Origin of the sequence: Bacillus cereus group sp. N24, from assembly GCF_016483345.1 — a bacterium.
Classification (GTDB): domain Bacteria; phylum Bacillota; class Bacilli; order Bacillales; family Bacillaceae_G; genus Bacillus_A; species Bacillus_A toyonensis.
In genome coordinates, this window is record NZ_JAEHCA010000002.1 from 530,483 (window position 1) to 549,140 (window position 18,658).

An 18,658-nucleotide genomic window follows, 5' to 3' on the forward strand; every position below is an offset into this window, starting at 1 on the left:
TATTAATGAATGTACAAAATCAACAGCTTCAATAAATACAATAAAATTTAATTAGGTTTTTATTTAACAATTCATTGCATACAAAAAGACATTGAATCACCCATCCAATGTCTTTTAATTATTAAATTGAATTAGTTTCTACTATACCTTTAGAAGCATTTAAACTAGCTAATTCTTCTACGTCATTTTCCCAAATAAAATCTTTTTCAATTAAATGGTCATCAAAAAAGTTAACCCCTGCAACTAATTCTTTGAATTTTTTTCCTTTTTCAGAATATGAAATATTATAAAATATCATTAACAACTCAAAGGAGGAAAGCTGAGCTCTAAGTATCCCTCTATACTTACGCTTTTCTTCGTTGTCCCGCTCATGCGATTCACTATCAAAAACATTGTTTTGGATTAATTTTACAATTCTATATAAATTGCGGTAGTAATGACCGATTACATTCTCATGTTTCTTATAGAGGGTTTCATACGCTTCATGCTTCAATTCTGTTAATGGGTTATCAGAATAATTCATTTTAAATTCAGTTATATATTCATGTTCTATCCTAACTTCCCTTTTAATATGCTCTTTTAAATCAAACTCCTCTAATGTTTCTACACATTTTTCACGATTATTTTTGATATTTCTTTCAAAATTATCAATAACCTGATCTTTTATTTGTTCCCATTTTCCATCCGTTCCATCATTAATCGATTTATAAAAAAAGTCCCGCTCTCTAAAATCACTTTTCCCATTAGATCCTATAGCTGGAACGAAAAACTTCTCAAAGTTGCTTGTATAATATGATAATTCCTTGTCAATTAATATTTTTTGTATCAAATCGTTTAGCTTGTCACTATCTCTTGAAATAATTATATTATTTGTGAATTGGGTTTTGTACTGTTTGTATACTTGATTACTATATGTAATTCTTAGCTCTTTGTATAACTTTAATATTGCTTCACGTCCTGTAGAACTCCCATACTGAATTTCTTTTAAAATATTATGTTGCAGATTAATCATATTAAAAAATGTTGTTTCAAACTGTTGTCGTTTCATCGTTTCATTTGTTATTTGTGTTTCTTTCCTAGCTTCCTCAGCTTGCTGTACTGAAGCTGCCATTTGTTCTACTGAGGCTTTTGTTTGTTTTACCATTTCATCAATACTTTGTCTACTCATTTGTAGCTCTTTACGTTGCATGATATTTGTGGCGATTAATAAGAATACACTAGCTCCCGTTAAAAAAGTTACCGTTGTCCCTCCGATAAAATCCCCTACTGCGCCAAAATCACCTAAGCTCTTTAAATCAAAATGAACAACTACCCAGGGCATTAAGATTGCCATAGGTATTAAGATAATGCCAATCCCTGTTAAAATTCGGGCCCCTGTATCTTTTTCTGTGTCTGTGTTGGCCAATTTTTCTCTCTCCTTAACTTACAAGTATCATTTAACTTATTATAGCAATTAATCTATTTACTTACTACATTGCCACTAGACACATCAGCTTCACGAGTTATATATTTTCTCGATATTTCCTATTACATACAATAAAACCACGCCCAGTGACGAGCGTGGTTCGTTTACTTGTATCTAATTCTTACCTTAGGTTTTTTATCGCCTTTTGCATACGTCCATGTAATTCGTTCGATGATAAAATGTAAACTTCTATTAACTTCTTCATCTGTCAGACCTTCTCCATCGAGGAATTGCCAATTTTGCAACAAGTATTCAATCCGTTGTTTCTTTTCCTTTAAATCAGCAATTTTCTCTTGTGGATTCTGCTTTTCAATTTCTTGAAGTTCCAACTGCAACTGCTCCATTTTCTTTTCATACTCAGTTTTTCTTTCACGATAACGAGTTGGATTTAAATCCCCTTCAATTCGCATTGTTTCAATGGTATCCAATGCTGTAACAGTTTTGTTTATTTGTTTCTGGATCTGTTTTCGTTTGTAGTCCATTTCAGCACCATTGTCATTTTGTTCAAGGTCTTTAATGTCTTTTAAGATTTTTGGTATATGATTCCCCAGGTCTTCTTTGATAATTCTTAGAATCGGTTCATACAAATGCGTCCTGTTTTTACAATATTGACAAATCTTAATGTACATCTTGCCTGTGTGTGCCATTTGAGTCCCCTGTACTTTTCCACAGTTCCCACAAAAAATGAGCTTGGTTGTTGGATAGATTTTGTTTCTAGCTCGTGGAGCTGAAAACGAATATGTATTAACAATTTCGTTAACCTTTGTCCAAGTTTCTTCATCAATGATAGCAGGATGGGCATTCTTAATCCGTTTCCACTCATTTTTCGGGCGCTCTTTTCGTTTTTTCCAATATTTATTGTAAATCAAAGCTCCAGTATATACTTCATTATTAACAATCCGACAGATGCTGTTATACGCAAATTTTTTACCAGTTCTCGTTCTGATACCCATTACTTCATTTAATTCATGACATACATCAGGGATTGTTTTTCCATCTGCAATAGCTTTGAAAATATATGTAATATGCTCAGCATTTTTATTTTTTACCAGCTTCCTTGTAACAGGGTCTTTGTCGTATCCTAACGGGGGGTCACCATGAACCCACAATCCTTTTTCAGAAGCCGCTAACTTTCCTTTTTGTAAACGCCTTTTTGTTATACGCAGTTCTTGAGCTGCTAGTAATGAATTGAAATCTAACAACATCATATCATTATCATCGTCCCAATCGAAAATCCTGTCTGGGGTAACAATGAATGTATCATTCACAAACAACTTCTCCTGTATATCTGCAGTATGTTTTTTGTCTCGTCCTAAGCGGTCAACAGCGTTAACAACGATGGCGTCATATTCATTACGTTCCACCTTCACGAGCATTTCATCTAATTGTTGACGCTTTCTGTCTGCTCCTGAAGCAATTTCTTGGTAAAGATCGTATGACCATTTATTTCTGTCGCATAACTCAGTCAATGTTTTCCTATGGTTGGCAAGAATTTTGTCAATTCCTTTATTCTCTTCATCACGAGAAAGACGGAGATATATTGCTACATGCCTGATATTTTCTGTAAAAGCCATTTATATAATAACACCCCTTTTAAATCATCATTGTAGTATTATTATATATCTGTAGTCCCTACCAAACAACCTTGTCGGTCCAGTAAATACGAGTAGACCATGTGAATAACGTAAAAAAGAGAGGAGTTTTTCCGCCGTACTTGGAAATAACGAAAGATGAGATAAAGGCTGCACAGATGCTTGTAAATGAAGGCGAATCACGAGACTTTCTCGATATACAGTCGGAAGTGTTGAAAGACGTAAATACACTTCTTGTCCATCAATTTGTAAATACAATGAACCATTTTGTGGCTTCCGCCTCTCTCCTATATCCATAGATGCCAAAAATTTAAAGTGCGAAACAAGTTTTTCTCCAAACTCCTTTTCAATACATTGTTTCGTAATTAAATCTTTTCCTATACGTAGCTGAACCGCTACATCCTTCTGCCGGGGCACAATATGTAAGTCCGATGCTTGTACCCTACACGCTTCTTTCAAAATTGTATTCGCAAAAATTTCAATTCCATTCATCATTTTCCCTCCTCACTATGTATATAGCATGAAAAAATGCACAATAAAAATTGGGACTTTTGTATTTTCACCAGAATAAAGAGGAAAATTATGTTTGTGAAATTATGAACAATTTCCGAATTATTGTCTGAAATTACCTATATGGAAGTTTATCTGTATTATAATGTTATTATCTTGGATAAAGTGATAAAGGTGGAGATCCTCATGGAACAAGCTTTAAAAATTACAGGTGTATTATCTGACCCAACTCGTTATTACATTTATAAATATATTTCTCAAAAACATAGTTACGTAACTGTACAAGAAATTGCAGATGAGTTTGACATTCATCCAAACGTAGCACGCTTACATTTATCTAAATTAGAAGATGTTCATATGCTTAAATCTGAAACAAAGAAAACTGGAAAGGGTGGAAGACCAAGCAGATTATATGTATTATCTGATGATGTTATCCAATTGCAATTTCCATTCCGTGATTATCAATTATTAGCAAAAATAGCGTTCAATTCTCTCCTTAGCCTTGGAGCTGCTGGTGAAAAAGCGCTATACGAAACAGGAAAACAATTCGGGGCAGAATTAATGCAACAACATATGCACCGCTTAAATGTGAGTGAAGAAGACTTAACAGTAGAACAAAAAGTTCAAATTGCAAAAGAAGCTTTCTCAACAGCTGGTTTATCACCTGCATTTGAATTAAGTGCAGATGGAACAAAAATTTTCTATGATGTACACAATTGTCCATTTAAAGAAGTTGCTGTTCATCACCCAACTGAAATTTGTAATATGCATGGGGATATGATGAAAGGGATTTTTGAAATCCTATTCCCTAACATGGAATTAACACGAAATGATAGTCTACTAGATGGATGTAAATCTTGTAATTATAAAGTGAAACTTTAATCAATGGGAGGGCTTATTAGCCTTCACCAATCGGGCATTAACGGGTAGCCCGACTCCCCCGTTAATGCGGAATAAATTAACAATTTAATTTCTCATATAAAAAGAAGCTAATTATAATTGGCTTCTTTTTATATGAACGAATATTTACAATAGTAAGAAAAATAAACTATAATGAGGAGAGGTTTACTTTTTCTAGAAAAGGAGGGAGATGGCATGGAGCGCATGTTTCGCGTTCTCGGCTTTTGGACTGGAATTTTCTCGGTTATGTTTTACGTAGGGGATATGCAACAGGCTGCACTACTATTTTTAGGACAAACAGGTTTCTTCGTACTTTTAAGTTATTTAAAATTAACAGAGCGTATGTATATATACGTATTTGGGGCCTACTTAACTGTTTTCTTCATAGGATTTACATACTACACGACGTTTTTACTTGTCCCTGGGGCTGGACATTAAAAGATGGCAATTTGCCATCTTTTTTTTAATCCCGGAATTTCCTAGTTGACTTATAGGTTTTATTACCTTATATTCTATATAACAGATTGGAATTAGGGGGAATCAACATGAATACACTGCTTGTCGGAATTAACGTTGCAGTCATGCTCATTTTAGTCGGCGTATTATATTATATGCAACGTAAGCATGTATCTTTTAATAAACGTGTATTTACTGCTTTAGGAGTCGGAATTTTATTTGGTCTTATATTACAATTTATTTATGAGCCTACTTCTAAAGTAATTATTGAATCAAATACTTGGTTTAGCTTAATCGGTAACGGTTATGTGAAATTGCTTCAAATGATCGTTATGCCACTTATTTTAGTATCTATTATTTCAGCCTTTACAAAATTACAATTAACGAAAAATCTTGGTAAAATCAGTGGCCTTATTATCGGAATTTTAATTCTTACTACAGGAATTGCTGCAGCTGTCGGAATCGCTGCAAGTGCAGGATTTGATGTATCAGCAACAGGCCTACAACAAGGTGATGCAGAATCTGCTCGTCTGAAACTAGTTGAAGAAAGATTTACTTCTATTGAAAAGACAACAATTCCAGACAAATTATTAGAGCTATTACCTACAAATCCATTTCTTGATTTAACAGGTGCTCGTCCAACATCAACAATTTCTGTCGTAATATTTGCAGCCTTTATCGGCATTGCCTTTATAGGTGTGAAACGAAAATATCCAGAACAAGCAGAGTTATTTAAGAAGATGCTTGATGCTGTATATGCAATCGTAATGCGTATGGTAACATTAATTTTACGCCTTACTCCATACGGCGTATTAGCTCTTATGGCAAAAACAGTTGCTGGTAGCGATATAAATGCTATTTTAAAACTTGGTAACTTCGTATTAGCGTCTTACGTAGCACTTATCGTAATGTTCGTTATTCACTTATTATTAATTGCTCTATCTGGTTTAAATCCAATTCAATATTTAAAAAAGGTATTCCCTGTATTAACATTTGCATTCACATCTCGCTCTAGTGCTGGTGCAATGCCATTAAATATTGAAGCGCAAAAAGAAAAGCTTGGTATTTCCGAAGGGATTGCAAACTTCGCAGCTTCATTCGGAGTATCTATCGGTCAAAACGGTTGCGCAGGTATTTATCCAGCAATGCTTGCAATGATGGTCGCTCCAACTGTAGGAATTGATCCGTTACAACCACAATTTATTTTAACTTTAATCGCTGTCGTTGCTATTAGCTCATTCGGTGTTGCCGGTGTTGGTGGCGGTGCAACATTCGCAGCGTTAATCGTACTATCTACAATGAACTTACCAATTGGCATTGTCGCTCTTGTTATCTCGGTTGAACCATTAATCGATATGGGCCGTACAGCTCTTAACGTAAGTGGTTCTATGACAGCAGGTCTTATTTCTAGTAAATGGCTTGGTGAATTAGATCAAGATACGTACAATCAAGATGATACAAAAACTGGTGAAATTGCTTCATAATAAGAAAAAGACGCTAACATAAAACTGTTAGCGTCTTTTTTTACATCTCATCTTGAAAAGTATCACTCCAAGCATTCTTCTAGTTGCTCTTTTAACTCCTCCTCAATCTCATAATAAGAATCATCAACAAGTTTTCCTACTTTCTTACTCCCCCAAATTCTTGATTGAGTTAGCATTCCTAAAAGGATATTTTCACATTTCCAAATTGGAATGATATAAAAGTCAATCATCTCACCTTCTTCATCTACTATCGCCATAGAAACTGATGAATAATACCCCGTTTCAAAGGGATCCTCTTTTTCTCTTTCGAATCCAATGTCTAATTCCATATTTTTCTCAATATATAAATGCGCATACTCTCTAAAAAGTTTAAGTGATATTCGCTCTATCTCCTTTTCCATACATTGAATTTTCTCTTTCAATTCCAATGTAAAATCTCGTTCTTTATACTTCATTTCCGTCTCCTTACACATAGAAAAAGAGAATACAATAACATATTCTCTTTTCTCAAATATATTTCATTATCTCACAGCCCGTCCTTTTCACAAATAACCATTCTGCTCGCACCATTTATGAAATTGTCCTACGTCCACTCCAACTAACACGATATCCTTTAGCTCGACATCAATACTTTGTTCTCCAATTATAATAGCGAAGTGTGGTTTTAATTGTTCTTCGTTTTTCTTTACAATTCCAATTCGGTTCCGATGCGGTCCATCTTTTATATATGCTTTTTGCCCTACAATATCAAAGTTCAAGATTCTCACCTCTTTTACTGCGCTCAAATTGGAAATACAATCTCCACCTCGGAAAATTTCCTTTCATTGCACTATTTCTCTATATATATGACGAAACAATAAAAGAGTCCTTCCTTCTTTACAATTATTTTTTCTTTGTTTCATTTTTATGATTGAAACGTAAAGTTTATAATAAAATACACTTGGAAGCGCTTTCCATGTAATTTTTTATGTTATAATATAAAAGTAGAACTTCGTAAAGAGGGTTAAAAAATGAATACAAAAATAATAAAAAAAGTAATTGACGCATTAAAAGTATATGGCTTTCAGGATGTATCATTCTGTGACAAAACGAAACAATTTTTATTTCATAACGAAACGGATATTATGAGCGGCTATGCAGAAATAACATATAGTAGTCAATTTGAAAAATTTAACGTACAAATTCATCCAATTGAAACACATCATCACGCAGAGTTACAAGAGGTTGAAAGACATATACAAGCTTGTATAAGAAAAGTGGAATATTTAAACGCACTTCTTACTGGGCAGACAAAACTAGATGATAAAATTATTATTATGTAAAAAAAAGAACGTGATATCCTCACGTTCTTTTTTCATTATACGTTCATCTTTTCCTTCAGTTGTAATCCTGTAATGGATTCTAATACATCCATCGCTTCTCCAAACGTCATATCAAAAATCGTCTTATCCTCTATGTATGGAAACTGTCTGAAACGCTTTTCTAACATCTTCACAGCATCTGATGTAAAGTTTGCACTATCAACACCAAATTCTGTTTCAAGAAGCACGATCCAATCTAACACATGAAAACCTAATCCATTTACGAATGAAATCAGTTTCTCTTCTGGTTGTGAAGATAAGAATACGTATCGCTCCATCTCACTGAATAGTTCTTCGCCTAAAACTTCTGCTAATTCATCATCATGTTCGCGTTCAATAATCTCTTCATATCCGTAATCATCAGTAAGCTCTTCTACTTCTTCACTATCTGCAAAAAGCAATTGACTAAGAAGCGCATCTTTCTTAAATTCACTCTTTTGTACCACTTCTAAAAAACTTGTTTCCCAACCATTTTCTAATTTCATATTATATAGCTCCTTTATATACTTTCCTTATCATCACTGTACCCAAAAGATTATCTTTATAACCTTTTAAACATCCACATTATTCATAACGTGAGCTACAAACTCTTTTGCATCCCCTTCAAAAATATGTACTTCTGGCAAATGATAAAATGTTGTTTGCAGCGAATTTCCTTCATGATACATATATATTTTTTTCTCTAGTGCAATGGCCATTCCAAACTCTGTATGACTTCCATTTCCACCATCTAATATAAGTAAAAATACATCGGCTTCCTTTATAGCATTCTTTTCCGCCTCACCAATTTCTCTTAATTGTTCTTGGTTAACTGCTCTTTCGTTTTTTGTCCAATCATATGTATGGTGCCATCCTGCTTCTTTTAACTGGCCTGATACAAAACGAACAATGTGTTTATTTTGAAATCCCGATGCTATATAAAATTTCATTTATGTTCATCCTTTAAATATGTATGGGGAAACTCCTTTTAGCGTTACTTGCTATAGATATAATAAAGAATGACATCAAAAAAAACCCCCATCTTTAGAACTTATTTGCGTTTAAATGATGGGTTGCTTCATGGTCTTCTTTTATTTTTTGTTTTTTATAACTTTCATCAGCTAACATTTCTAGTTCTGCTGTTATTTCTGATTTTTCAAGCTCTCGTTCTTGCGAAAATTTCCTTGAAATATAAACAATCACACTACCAACGTACAACACAAAGCATATAATAAGTGCAGTATTTTCATAGAGACTTAGCTCCAACACAGTCACTCCTAATCCATTCGTATTTTCACGCTTAATCAATTGGAATTTCTCTACTAACCATTTGTTATTGTAACATAAAAATATCAATTCTTGGAATCTTTCATCCTATTAAAAAAGACATGATTGTATAATCATGCCTCTGAAATATGTTTAATAATAGTTTTAATCGCTTCTTCTCCATTGTATTTCTTTAATGCCCTTTTATACACCTCATTATTTTGATCTAACTCTTCGACATGCTTTATAAGAGAATTCATAGTAACATCTTCTTCGTACAATACTGAGGCATAACCTTGTTTTTCGAAAGATTCTGCATTTAAAATTTGATCTCCACGACTAGCAAATTTTGATAAGGGAATTAAAACCATTGGCTTTTCTAATGTTAAAAACTCAAAGATTGCATTGGATCCCGCACGTGAAATAACAAAATCTGTTGCCGCTAATATGTCTGGTAACTCCTCATGGATATATTCAAATTGTTTATATCCTTCTTTATTTTGTAAGCTTTCATCAAGATTACCTTTTCCGCAAAGGTGAACAATTTGATACTTTTTAAGAAGTTTTGGTAACGCTTCTCGAACTGTTTCATTGATTTTCTTCGCACCCAAACTTCCACCCATAATTGTAATAATCGGCTTTTTACGTGAAAAACTTAAAAACGCTAAACCTTTTTCACGATTTCCCTTTAACACTTCTTCACGTACAGGAGCTCCCGTATATATTACTTTTTCTTTCGGTAAATGTTTCGCTGCTTCCTCAAATGTAACAAATATTTTCGAAGCAAAACGGAGCGCAATTTTGTTTGCTAGTCCTGGTGTCATATCGGATTCATGCAATAAAACTGGCACTCTATTTAACCATCCTCCAATTACGACTGGTACAGATACGAAACCACCTTTTGAAAAAATTACATCCGGTTTTAGTTTTCGAATCCTTACATACGCATCCATAACCCCCTTCATTACAAGAAAAGGATCTTTTATATTTTTCAAATCAAAATAACGACGTAGCTTTCCACTCGCAATACTATAGTACGGAATGCCCTCTTTTTCTATAATCGCTTTCTCAATCCCTTGATGAGAACCAATATAAGAGATATCCCAATGCTGTTCTTGTAAATATGGAATGATGGCTAAATTAGGTGTTACATGCCCTGCCGAACCACCACCTGTAAAGACTATTTTCTTCATACGTCTCCCCCTTCTACACTATAGTACACTAAAATACCTTGCCTCAGGGTGAGAAAATACCATAGCCGTTACTGATGCTTCTGGTTCCATCATGAATCCTTCCGTTAATGAAATACCTATTTCCTCTGGATGAATTAGACGGAACAATTTTTCTTGATCCGCAAGTTCTGGGCATGCTGGGTAACCAAATGACACACGTATTCCTCTATATTTCGTACGGAAACGCTCTTCCATCGTCAGTTCAGGTGAATCTGGAATGCCCCAGCGGTCACGAATGAGCATATGTGTTTTTTCAGCAAGCCCCTCTGCTAATTCAAGCGCTAACGATTGAATTGCATGACTGCGTAAATAATCTCCCTTCGCCTTCCACTCCTCAGCAATATCCCGAACTCCTTCCCCAACAGTAACAGATAAGAAAGCGACATAGTCCATCTCATCTCCAATAGGGCGCAAATAATCACCTAAAGTACGGTATGGTGCTTTTCCTTGTCTAGGAAATGTGAAACGCTCTATTACGCGCGTATGATCTTCTGGATCATATATTACGATGTTTTGTCCATCGCTTTGCGCTGGGAAAAATTGATACACTGCTTTCGGTTTTAACCAAGATTGTCCTTCCACCAATAATTCGTCTATTAAATCATTTAATTCGTGCGCTCTTTTATCCCCCTCTTTCAAAAGCTTCTTCACATTTCCTTTTAATCCAAGGTGATGTCCAAGTAACATTTGTCTATTTAAAAATGGGGCAAGATGTGAGACAGGAACATCTCGTAATACAATTCGTTTTGTTGAATCAGGCACCATAACCTCTGATTTTGGTAATGGCTCAATTACTGCTGGAATTTCCACTTTCTTCTCTTCTTTTTTTACGATATGAAGATGACGTTCTTTTTTATCCTTTTTCATCTTCTCACGCTCTTCTTCTTTTTGAAGCTTATTAATAATATCAAGACCTGTCATCGCATCGCTCGCATAACATACGAGCCCTTTATACGATGGAGAAATACGATTATCTGTAAACTTTCTCGTTAACGCTGCACCACCAACAACAATTGGAATATCAATATTCGCCGCTTTTAAATCCTCAGCAGTTGTTACCATTTGTTGTGCTGATTTTACTAGCAAGCCAGAAAGACCTATAATATCAGGTTTTTTTTCTTGCACTTCTTGAACGATTCGATCCGAACGAACATTAATTCCTAAATTAATAATCTCATATCCGTTATTTGATAAAATAATTTCAACAAGATTTTTCCCAATATCATGTACGTCCCCTTTAACGGTCGCTAATAATACTTTTCCTTTTTTCGCACTATCGCTAGATTCCATATGCGGCTCCAAATAACTTACAGCAGCTTTCATACTTTCAGCACTTTGCAATACTTCAGCAACTATAAGTTCATTATTATTAAATAATCGTCCCACCTCATCCATTCCTGTCATAAGTGGACCATTAATAATATCCAAAGGTTTTCTTCCCTCTGTCAGCGCGAGACTTAAATCTTCATGTAATCCTTGCTTTGTACCTTCTACAATATAGTTGGCTAGTCGCTCATCAAGCGTTAATGTTTCTTGAACAACAACCTCTTTCTTTTTAGCAACACGATAAAAATTCGTAAATTCTTCTAACGTCTCTTTCGTCGTTTCAAATAATAATGCATCTGCAAGACGTTTTTCTTCCTCTGGAATTGACGCATAGCGCTCTAATTTCTCAGTATTAACAATCGCATAATCTAATCCTGCTTTCGTTGCATGATATAAAAAGACAGAATTTAACACTTCACGTCCAGCTGGTGGTAAACCAAATGATATATTACTCACACCTAAAATCGTTAAACATTCTGGTAACGCTTCTTTAATAAGTCGAATCCCTTCGATCGTCGCTGCCGCTGAACCGATGTATTCTTCATCACCTGTCCCTACTGGAAATACAAGTGCATCAAAAATAATATCTGACGGGCGTATACCATATTTCGTCGTCAATAATTCATAACTTCTTTTCGCAATTTCTAGTTTTCTTTCAGCACTTACTGCCATACCATCTTCGTCGATTGTCCCAACTACAATTGCGGCACCATACTTGCGAAGCAGTGGCGTTACCTTTTCAAAACGCTCTTCTCCATCTTCTAAGTTAATAGAGTTAATAACAGCTTTCCCTTGAATATAAGTAAGTGCTCTCGCCATTACATTTTCATCTGTTGAATCAATCATAATCGGTACTTTTAACACTTTCGTAACTTCTGATAAGAATTTTTCCATATCTTCTATTTCATCACGATCAGGGTCTGCCATACAAATATCAATAATATGAGCATTTTTCTTCACTTGTGCTCTTGCCACTTCAGCAGCCTCTTCAAATTTACCTTCTGCCACTAATCGTTTAAATTTACGTGACCCTATAACATTCGTTCTTTCACCTACAAATAACGGTCTCATAGACTCATCATATTGCAGCGCCTCTAATCCACTAATTCCATGTCCGGCTCGTTCATTTTGCGCACGCGGTGTAAGAGATGCTAGCGCTTCTTTCATTGCTCTTATATGTTCTGGTGTTGTGCCGCAACAACCACCAATAATATTAATCCATCCTTCTTCAGCAAATCGCTTCACTTTTTCAGCGAGAGAAGATGGAGATTCATGATAATGTCCATCTTCATCAGGAAGACCTGCATTTGGATAACAAGAAATGTAACACTCCGATAAATCAGATAAAGAACGAATATGGTCTCTCATAAACTCCGGACCAGTCGCACAGTTTAATCCAACAGATAATGGCTTCATATGTTCTACGGATAAGTAAAAAGCCTCAATTGTTTGCCCAGCCAGAGTCGTCCCCATCGGCTCAATCGTCCCAGAGATCATAATAGGAACAATTTTATTTAGTTCTTCAAAAGCAGCTTGAATTCCAATATAAGCAGCTTTCACATTACGCATATCTTGACTCGTCTCAACGAGTAACACATCAACTTCGCCATTTAATAATCCCCTCGCCTGCCTAGTATAAGCTTCTATTAGTTCTTCAAATGTAACTCCTCCTGTAACACTAATTGCTTTCGTTGTCGGTCCCATCGCACCTGCAACATATACTTCATTCCCGCTTTCTTTAACAGCTTGTTTCGCTAATCGTGCTGCCTTTTCATTTAGTTCTTCATCTAAATGAGACAGCTCATAATCACTTAATACGATATTTGTCGCCCCAAATGTATTTGTTTCAATAATGTCAGCTCCAGCTTCAATATAAGCTTTATGAATCTTTAAAATAACATCCGGCCTTGTTTCTACTAAATATTCATTACAGCCCTCGTACTCTTCTCCTCCGAAATCTTCTGCAGTTAAGTCCTCTTGTTGTATCATTGTCCCCATTGCACCGTCTAATATTAAAATGTTATTTTGTAATTTTTCTTCTATACACTTCATCAATTAATACCTTCTTTCACTTCTTGCTTTTCTCTCACATATTTAACAAGATGTTCTGTAATTTCATATTTTAGAAATGGTGTAATTAAATAGATACCGTTAAAATATTTCATCGCTGCATCGATCAACTCTTGTGAAATACGAATCCCTTCCTCGATAGCTGCCTCTTTCGTTTCGTGTCCATCCATTCTCTCTCTTATTTCTTCAGGAAGAGTAATACCCGGCACCTCAAAATGGAGAAAGTCTGCATTCCGCTTACTTACTAATGGCATAATTCCAATAAAAATAGGTTGTTCCAAATGTTTTGTTGCTTCATATACTTCTTCTATTAAAACAACATCATATATCGGCTGTGTTAAGAAATATTCAGCCCCAGCATCTATTTTTCGTTCCATTCGCTTTACCGCTGCTTTTAAATGCCTTACGTGAGGATTAAAAGCACCTCCGACTGAAAACCTTGTTGCCGGTCCAATGGATTTCCCTAAAATGGAACGTCCATCGTTCATTTCTTTAATCATTTTAATTAACTCTATAGAGGACAGATCATATACAGAAGTTGCTCCCGGAAAATCACCAACGCGCGCTGGATCACCAGTTAAAGCTAATACTTCCTCCATACCTAACGCTGATAAACCTAGTAAATGAGATTGTAGTCCAATGACGTTATGGTCTCTACACGTTAAATGTGTCAATACTGGAATATCGTGCTTCGTTAATAATGCGCCCATTGCCATATTCGAAACACGAGGCGATGCTAATGAGTTATCTGCTAGAGTAATAGCGTCTGCTCCCGCTCTTTTTAACGCTCTTGCTCCTTCAAAAAACCGCTGTGTATCTAACGTTTTCGGCGGATCTAATTCCACTACAACTGTCGTTTGTTTTTTTGCCTTTTCCGCAAGAGTAACCTGTACCTTCGAACGCTTCTCGTGTGTATGAACTACTTTCGGTCTTTGAATCGTGTCTTTTTCTATTACAGGTGTAACATTCGCAACAGCGCGCTTCATACTTTGAATATGTTCTGGAGTCGTACCACAACAACCACCCAATAACCGAATACCTTGCTCAATAAATTTCGGTGTCATCGCTTCGAAATAAGCTGGGCTTCCCTCATATACGTAACGTCCCTCCACATAATTTGGGAGACCTGCATTTGGGTATGCTGATAAATAGCCATTCTGCGGAATCGATATCATTTTGAAAGCTTCCGTCATATGAAGTGGCCCTAGTTGACAGTTCAATCCAACAACATTTGCACCGTAATCTATAAGCTGTTTTAATATTTCATTGACATCATTTCCATTTTGAGTCGTACCTGCTTCATGTAACGCTACTTGAGCAACAATCGGAATATTCGTTTGCTTACGCAATACTTTAACGGCATGAAGTAATTCAAATTCATCGTAAAAAGTTTCTAATAGTAATCCATCAACCTGTTCTTCTAGTAAAGCACCTGCCTGTTCAAGTAGCATAAATTCTCGCTCCATATCAGTCGTTGTGACAGCTCCGATATGTTTCATACCACCGATTGTTCCTAAAATTGCATTTCTGTTTGTAACAGATGCTTTCGCAAGCTTCACTGCCGCTTTATTAATTTGAACAACTTGATTTTCTAAGCCATACATACGTAATTTCGCCTCATTTGCTCCATACGTATTTGTTTGAATCACATCTGCACCAGCAGCTACATATTGTTTATGAATCGATATAATTAGGTCTGGATCAGATACATTCAATTCTTCAAAACTACTTTGCAAACCATGTGAATGTAATAACGTTCCAACCGCACCATCACCTATTACAATTCCTTTTGATAATAAATCTAGTAATTTCACGAATCTCCCTCATTTCTATCAATATAAAAACCCCCTCTTCACTTTGAAGAGGGGGACATAATTGTTCCGCCTCTTATTATGCAAAACATTCGTTTTGCAGGTATTAGCACCGTTTCAAACATTTCGTTTGAAGGTTGCCGGGTTTCACAGGGCCTTTCCCTCCACCGCTCTCAATAAGAGTTGTCTTTATTATTTTATTTATGTAGCTAAAAGGAAATGCGTTCCCCTTTTAACAATGTTTGTTAATTTTTTATAAATTTAGCATGCACAAATATAAAAGTCAATGACACTTGCGGAAAAATAAAAATTATTTAAAATAAAGTTGCAATTCAATTAACTTTTGTTGTAAAGTTAAAAACATAATAAAAATTTCATACGAACATTCTTATCTAGAGAGGTAGAGGGACTGGCCCTATGACGCCTCAGCAACCATTAACATTTGTTAATAAGGTGCTAATTCCAGCAAATTGTGAAAGATTTGACAGATGAGAAGAAGACTCTATTCAATCCGAAAGCCTTCTTCTTAGAAGGCTTTTTTTTATTTTATATTCAACTACTGGTTCAATTTAAAAAGGAGGAATTTTTACATGTCAACTATCGAAACAAAACTAGCACAAATCGGAAATCGTAGCGAAACTACAACAGGAACTGTTAATCCACCCGTTTATTTCTCAACCGCTTATCGTCACGAAGGACTTGGTAAATCTACCGGCTTTGACTATTCACGAACTGGAAATCCAACTCGTGGTCTTTTAGAACAGGCAATCGCAGACTTAGAATATGGCCAACAAGGTTATGCCTGTAGTTCAGGTATGGCAGCTGTTCTCCTCGTCCTTTCATTATTCCGTTCTGGAGATGAACTTATTGTATCCGAAGATTTATACGGGGGAACGTATCGCTTATTTTCCGAACACGAAAAAAAGTGGAATGTTCGATGTAGATACGTAAATACACAATCTATTAAACAGATTGAGCAAGCTATCACAACTGAAACGAAGGCTATTTTCATAGAAACTCCGACTAATCCATTAATGCAAGTTACTGATATTGCCGCTGTCGCAACTGTAGCGAAAAGACACAGACTACTTCTTATCGTAGACAATACATTCTACACGCCTTATATACAGCAGCCATTAACAGAAGGTGCTGACATCGTACTTCATAGTGCAACGAAATATTTAGGTGGGCATAATGATGTATTAAGCGGACTTGTCGTTGCAAAAGGAAAGGAACTTTGTGAGGAAATCGCTCATTATCATAATGCCTCCGGTGCTGTCTTAAGCCCATTTGACTCATGGCTATTAATTCGTGGTATGAAAACTTTAGCGCTTCGCATGAAACAACATGAAGAAAATGCGAAAGCAGTTGTTGCTTATTTAAATGATGAGGATGGTGTGACAGATGTCTTTTATCCAGGGAGAGGCGGTATGATTTCATTCCGACTTAAAGATGAAGCTTGGATTAATCCATTCTTACAATCTTTATCCTTAATCACATTTGCCGAAAGTCTTGGTGGTGTAGAAAGTTTAATGACTTATCCAGCAACGCAAACACATGCTGATATTCCAGAAGAAATCAGAACGGCGAACGGTGTATGTAATCGTCTTCTTCGATTCTCCGTCGGCATTGAAAACAGTAATGATTTAATTCAAGACTTAAATCAAGCCATTAAACTTGTAAAAGAAGGTGTGAGAATATGAGTTATTCTATAGATACACTCTTACTACACAACCAATATAAACACGATGCACAAACAGGAGCTGTTAACGTTCCCATTTATAACACATCAACATTTCACCAGTTTGATGTAGATACTTTTGGCAAATACGACTATAGCCGATCTGGAAATCCAACTCGTGAAGCTCTGGAAGATATCATTGCTTTATTAGAAGGCGGAACAAAAGGATTCGCCTTTGCCTCAGGCATTGCAGCGATTTCTACTGCTTTTCTCCTTCTTTCACAAGGCGATCACGTTCTCATTTCAGAAGACGTATACGGAGGCACTTATCGAATTATAACTGAAGTACTCTCCCGTTACGGTGTTTCACATACATTTGTTGATATGACCAATTTAGAAGAAATAAAGCAAAATATTAAATCGAATACGAAACTCTTTTATGTAGAAACACCATCTAACCCACTTTTAAAAGTAACAGATATTCGCGAGGTTTCTAAACTCGCAAAATCTATTGGTGCTCTTACATTTGTTGATAATACTTTTTTGACACCATTATTCCAGAAGCCACTTGATCTTGGCGCCGATGTCGTTCTTCATAGTGCTACAAAATTTATTGCTGGTCACAGTGATGTTACTGCCGGATTAACGGTCGTAAAAGATGCCGAACTCGCTCAAAAGCTTGGATTTTTACAAAATGCATTTGGCGCTATTTTAGGACCTCAAGATTGTTCTCTCGTACTTCGCGGTCTAAAAACATTACATGTACGTCTTGAGCACTCAGCTGCAAATGCCAATAAAATTGCACACTATTTACAAGAGCATGCTAAAGTACAAAATGTCTATTATCCGGGATTACAAACACATCTTGGATTTAATATTCAACAATCTCAAGCAACGTCAGCTGGAGCGGTCTTATCATTTACTTTGCAGTCAGAAGATGCACTCCGCCAATTTTTATCAAAAGTAAAATTACCTGTTTTTGCAGTGAGTTTAGGAGCTGTCGAATCGATTCTTTCCTACCCAGCTAAAATGTCCCACGCCGCACTGTCGCAAAAAGCTCGTGATGAAAGAGGTATCTCTAATTCATTACTTCGCTTATCAGTCGGTCTTGAAAATGTTAACGATTTAATATCCGATTTTGAAAATGCCCTCTCTTATGTAGAAGAACCTGTAAATGCGTAGAGAGAAAAGAAGATATGAGATTAAGTTCTCATATCTTCTTTTTATGCGGTTTAGTATATTCTTTTTAGTGTTTTTTCTTTTTATACTCAAATTTTTTTGTCTTCTTCAACCATCCTCCTCGTTAGTCTAATGAGGGGTAGCGTCAGGAAAATGCGGATTTACAACGCTAAGGAAATATCACTTATTAAAAAAAGCCGATTCCCCTCTCTGAAGTGCACCCCAATTGTTAGACACAGTCTAACAATTGGAGGTGCATTTTTTATGGCTAAATTTTCTTCAACAGAGAAAATCCAAGCAGTGAAACGATATTTAGATGGTACAGAAAGCGGAAAAACAATTGCTA

General features: G+C 35.7%; 16 protein-coding genes, 2 pseudogenes and 2 riboswitches. Of the genes and pseudogenes, 7 read left to right on the forward strand and 11 right to left on the reverse strand.

Annotated elements, in window-relative coordinates; all coding sequences use genetic code 11:
• Window positions 1–121 precede the first annotated feature (121 nt).
• The 3 genes and pseudogenes from JDS95_RS05805 to JDS95_RS05815 all read right to left on the reverse strand — a co-directional run.
• On the reverse strand, window positions 122–1,405 hold the full coding sequence (locus tag JDS95_RS05805) for a putative phage abortive infection protein (RefSeq protein WP_176543688.1): 1,284 nt from the start codon (window positions 1,403–1,405) through the stop codon (window positions 122–124).
• Window positions 1,406–1,569: 164 nt separating this feature from the next.
• Complete coding sequence (locus JDS95_RS05810; protein ID WP_098854864.1) at window positions 1,570–3,039, reverse strand: recombinase family protein; 1,470 nt, start codon at window positions 3,037–3,039, stop codon at window positions 1,570–1,572.
• Window positions 3,040–3,111: 72 nt separating this feature from the next.
• Window positions 3,112–3,549 (reverse strand): annotated as a pseudogene (locus JDS95_RS05815) (ATPase, T2SS/T4P/T4SS family); the annotation flags it as partial.
• Between the two features lie 204 nt (window positions 3,550–3,753).
• On the opposite strand from JDS95_RS05815, the gene JDS95_RS05820 reads away from it, so the two are divergent.
• From JDS95_RS05820 to JDS95_RS05830, 3 genes are all read left to right on the forward strand, one after another.
• Window positions 3,754–4,449, forward strand: a complete 696-nt coding sequence (locus tag JDS95_RS05820; RefSeq protein WP_000434115.1) for a helix-turn-helix transcriptional regulator — start codon at window positions 3,754–3,756, stop codon at window positions 4,447–4,449.
• Between the two features lie 213 nt (window positions 4,450–4,662).
• On the forward strand, window positions 4,663–4,905 hold the full coding sequence (locus JDS95_RS05825; RefSeq protein WP_000440717.1) for a DUF2626 domain-containing protein: 243 nt from the start codon (window positions 4,663–4,665) through the stop codon (window positions 4,903–4,905).
• Between the two features lie 107 nt (window positions 4,906–5,012).
• Window positions 5,013–6,407 carry an L-cystine transporter gene (locus JDS95_RS05830; protein ID WP_001094349.1) on the forward strand — a complete coding sequence of 465 codons (1,395 nt, stop codon included), beginning with the start codon at window positions 5,013–5,015 and terminating at the stop codon, window positions 6,405–6,407.
• 62 nt (window positions 6,408–6,469) lie between these two features.
• Here JDS95_RS05830 and JDS95_RS05835 read toward each other — a convergent pair whose 3' ends face one another.
• Together JDS95_RS05835 and JDS95_RS05840 are read right to left on the reverse strand one after the other, a co-directional pair.
• Window positions 6,470–6,862 (reverse strand): hypothetical protein, encoded by a 393-nt coding sequence (locus JDS95_RS05835; RefSeq protein ID WP_000875407.1) that lies wholly within the window; start codon window positions 6,860–6,862, stop codon window positions 6,470–6,472.
• Window positions 6,863–6,949: 87 nt separating this feature from the next.
• Window positions 6,950–7,165, reverse strand: a complete 216-nt coding sequence (locus JDS95_RS05840; RefSeq protein ID WP_001008324.1) for a DUF3912 family protein — start codon at window positions 7,163–7,165, stop codon at window positions 6,950–6,952.
• Between the two features lie 252 nt (window positions 7,166–7,417).
• Between JDS95_RS05840 and JDS95_RS05845 the strand changes: the two genes are divergently transcribed.
• Complete coding sequence (locus JDS95_RS05845) at window positions 7,418–7,729, forward strand: hypothetical protein (protein WP_001092831.1); 312 nt, start codon at window positions 7,418–7,420, stop codon at window positions 7,727–7,729.
• Window positions 7,730–7,764: 35 nt separating this feature from the next.
• Here JDS95_RS05845 and JDS95_RS05850 read toward each other — a convergent pair whose 3' ends face one another.
• The 6 genes from JDS95_RS05850 to JDS95_RS05875 form a co-directional block, all read right to left on the reverse strand.
• Window positions 7,765–8,253, reverse strand: coding sequence for a hypothetical protein (locus tag JDS95_RS05850; RefSeq protein WP_000764243.1), 489 nt, complete (start codon window positions 8,251–8,253; stop codon window positions 7,765–7,767).
• A gap of 66 nt (window positions 8,254–8,319) precedes the next feature.
• Entirely contained in the window at window positions 8,320–8,697 is a 378-nt protein-coding gene (locus JDS95_RS05855; protein WP_097952956.1) for a nucleoside 2-deoxyribosyltransferase, read from the reverse strand.
• A 94-nt stretch (window positions 8,698–8,791) separates the two neighbouring features.
• A complete protein-coding gene (locus tag JDS95_RS05860; protein ID WP_079519680.1) occupies window positions 8,792–9,052 on the reverse strand; it encodes a DUF3966 domain-containing protein in 261 nt (86 codons plus the stop codon).
• A gap of 95 nt (window positions 9,053–9,147) precedes the next feature.
• A complete protein-coding gene (locus JDS95_RS05865; RefSeq protein ID WP_000724783.1) occupies window positions 9,148–10,206 on the reverse strand; it encodes an undecaprenyldiphospho-muramoylpentapeptide beta-N-acetylglucosaminyltransferase in 1,059 nt (352 codons plus the stop codon).
• Between the two features lie 18 nt (window positions 10,207–10,224).
• Window positions 10,225–13,623 (reverse strand): methionine synthase, encoded by a 3,399-nt coding sequence (gene metH, locus JDS95_RS05870; RefSeq protein WP_000649702.1) that lies wholly within the window; start codon window positions 13,621–13,623, stop codon window positions 10,225–10,227.
• On the reverse strand, window positions 13,623–15,455 hold the full coding sequence (locus JDS95_RS05875) for a bifunctional homocysteine S-methyltransferase/methylenetetrahydrofolate reductase (RefSeq protein WP_000770364.1): 1,833 nt from the start codon (window positions 15,453–15,455) through the stop codon (window positions 13,623–13,625). Before JDS95_RS05875 ends, metH begins: the two co-directional genes overlap by 1 nt.
• Before the next feature lie 70 nt (window positions 15,456–15,525).
• Window positions 15,526–15,635: riboswitch (SAM riboswitch) on the reverse strand.
• A 202-nt stretch (window positions 15,636–15,837) separates the two neighbouring features.
• Window positions 15,838–15,947, forward strand: a riboswitch (SAM riboswitch).
• A 95-nt stretch (window positions 15,948–16,042) separates the two neighbouring features.
• Between JDS95_RS05875 and metI the strand changes: the two genes are divergently transcribed.
• The 3 genes and pseudogenes from metI to JDS95_RS30980 all read left to right on the forward strand — a co-directional run.
• Entirely contained in the window at window positions 16,043–17,155 is a 1,113-nt protein-coding gene (gene metI / locus JDS95_RS05880) for a cystathionine gamma-synthase/O-acetylhomoserine thiolyase (protein ID WP_000103906.1), read from the forward strand.
• Window positions 17,152–18,315: a cystathionine beta-lyase gene (gene metC, locus JDS95_RS05885; RefSeq protein ID WP_000122270.1), complete on the forward strand. Its 1,164-nt coding sequence runs from the start codon at window positions 17,152–17,154 to the stop codon at window positions 18,313–18,315. Before metI ends, metC begins: the two co-directional genes overlap by 4 nt.
• A gap of 150 nt (window positions 18,316–18,465) precedes the next feature.
• A pseudogene (locus JDS95_RS30980) lies at window positions 18,466–18,658 on the forward strand (hypothetical protein); the annotation flags it as partial.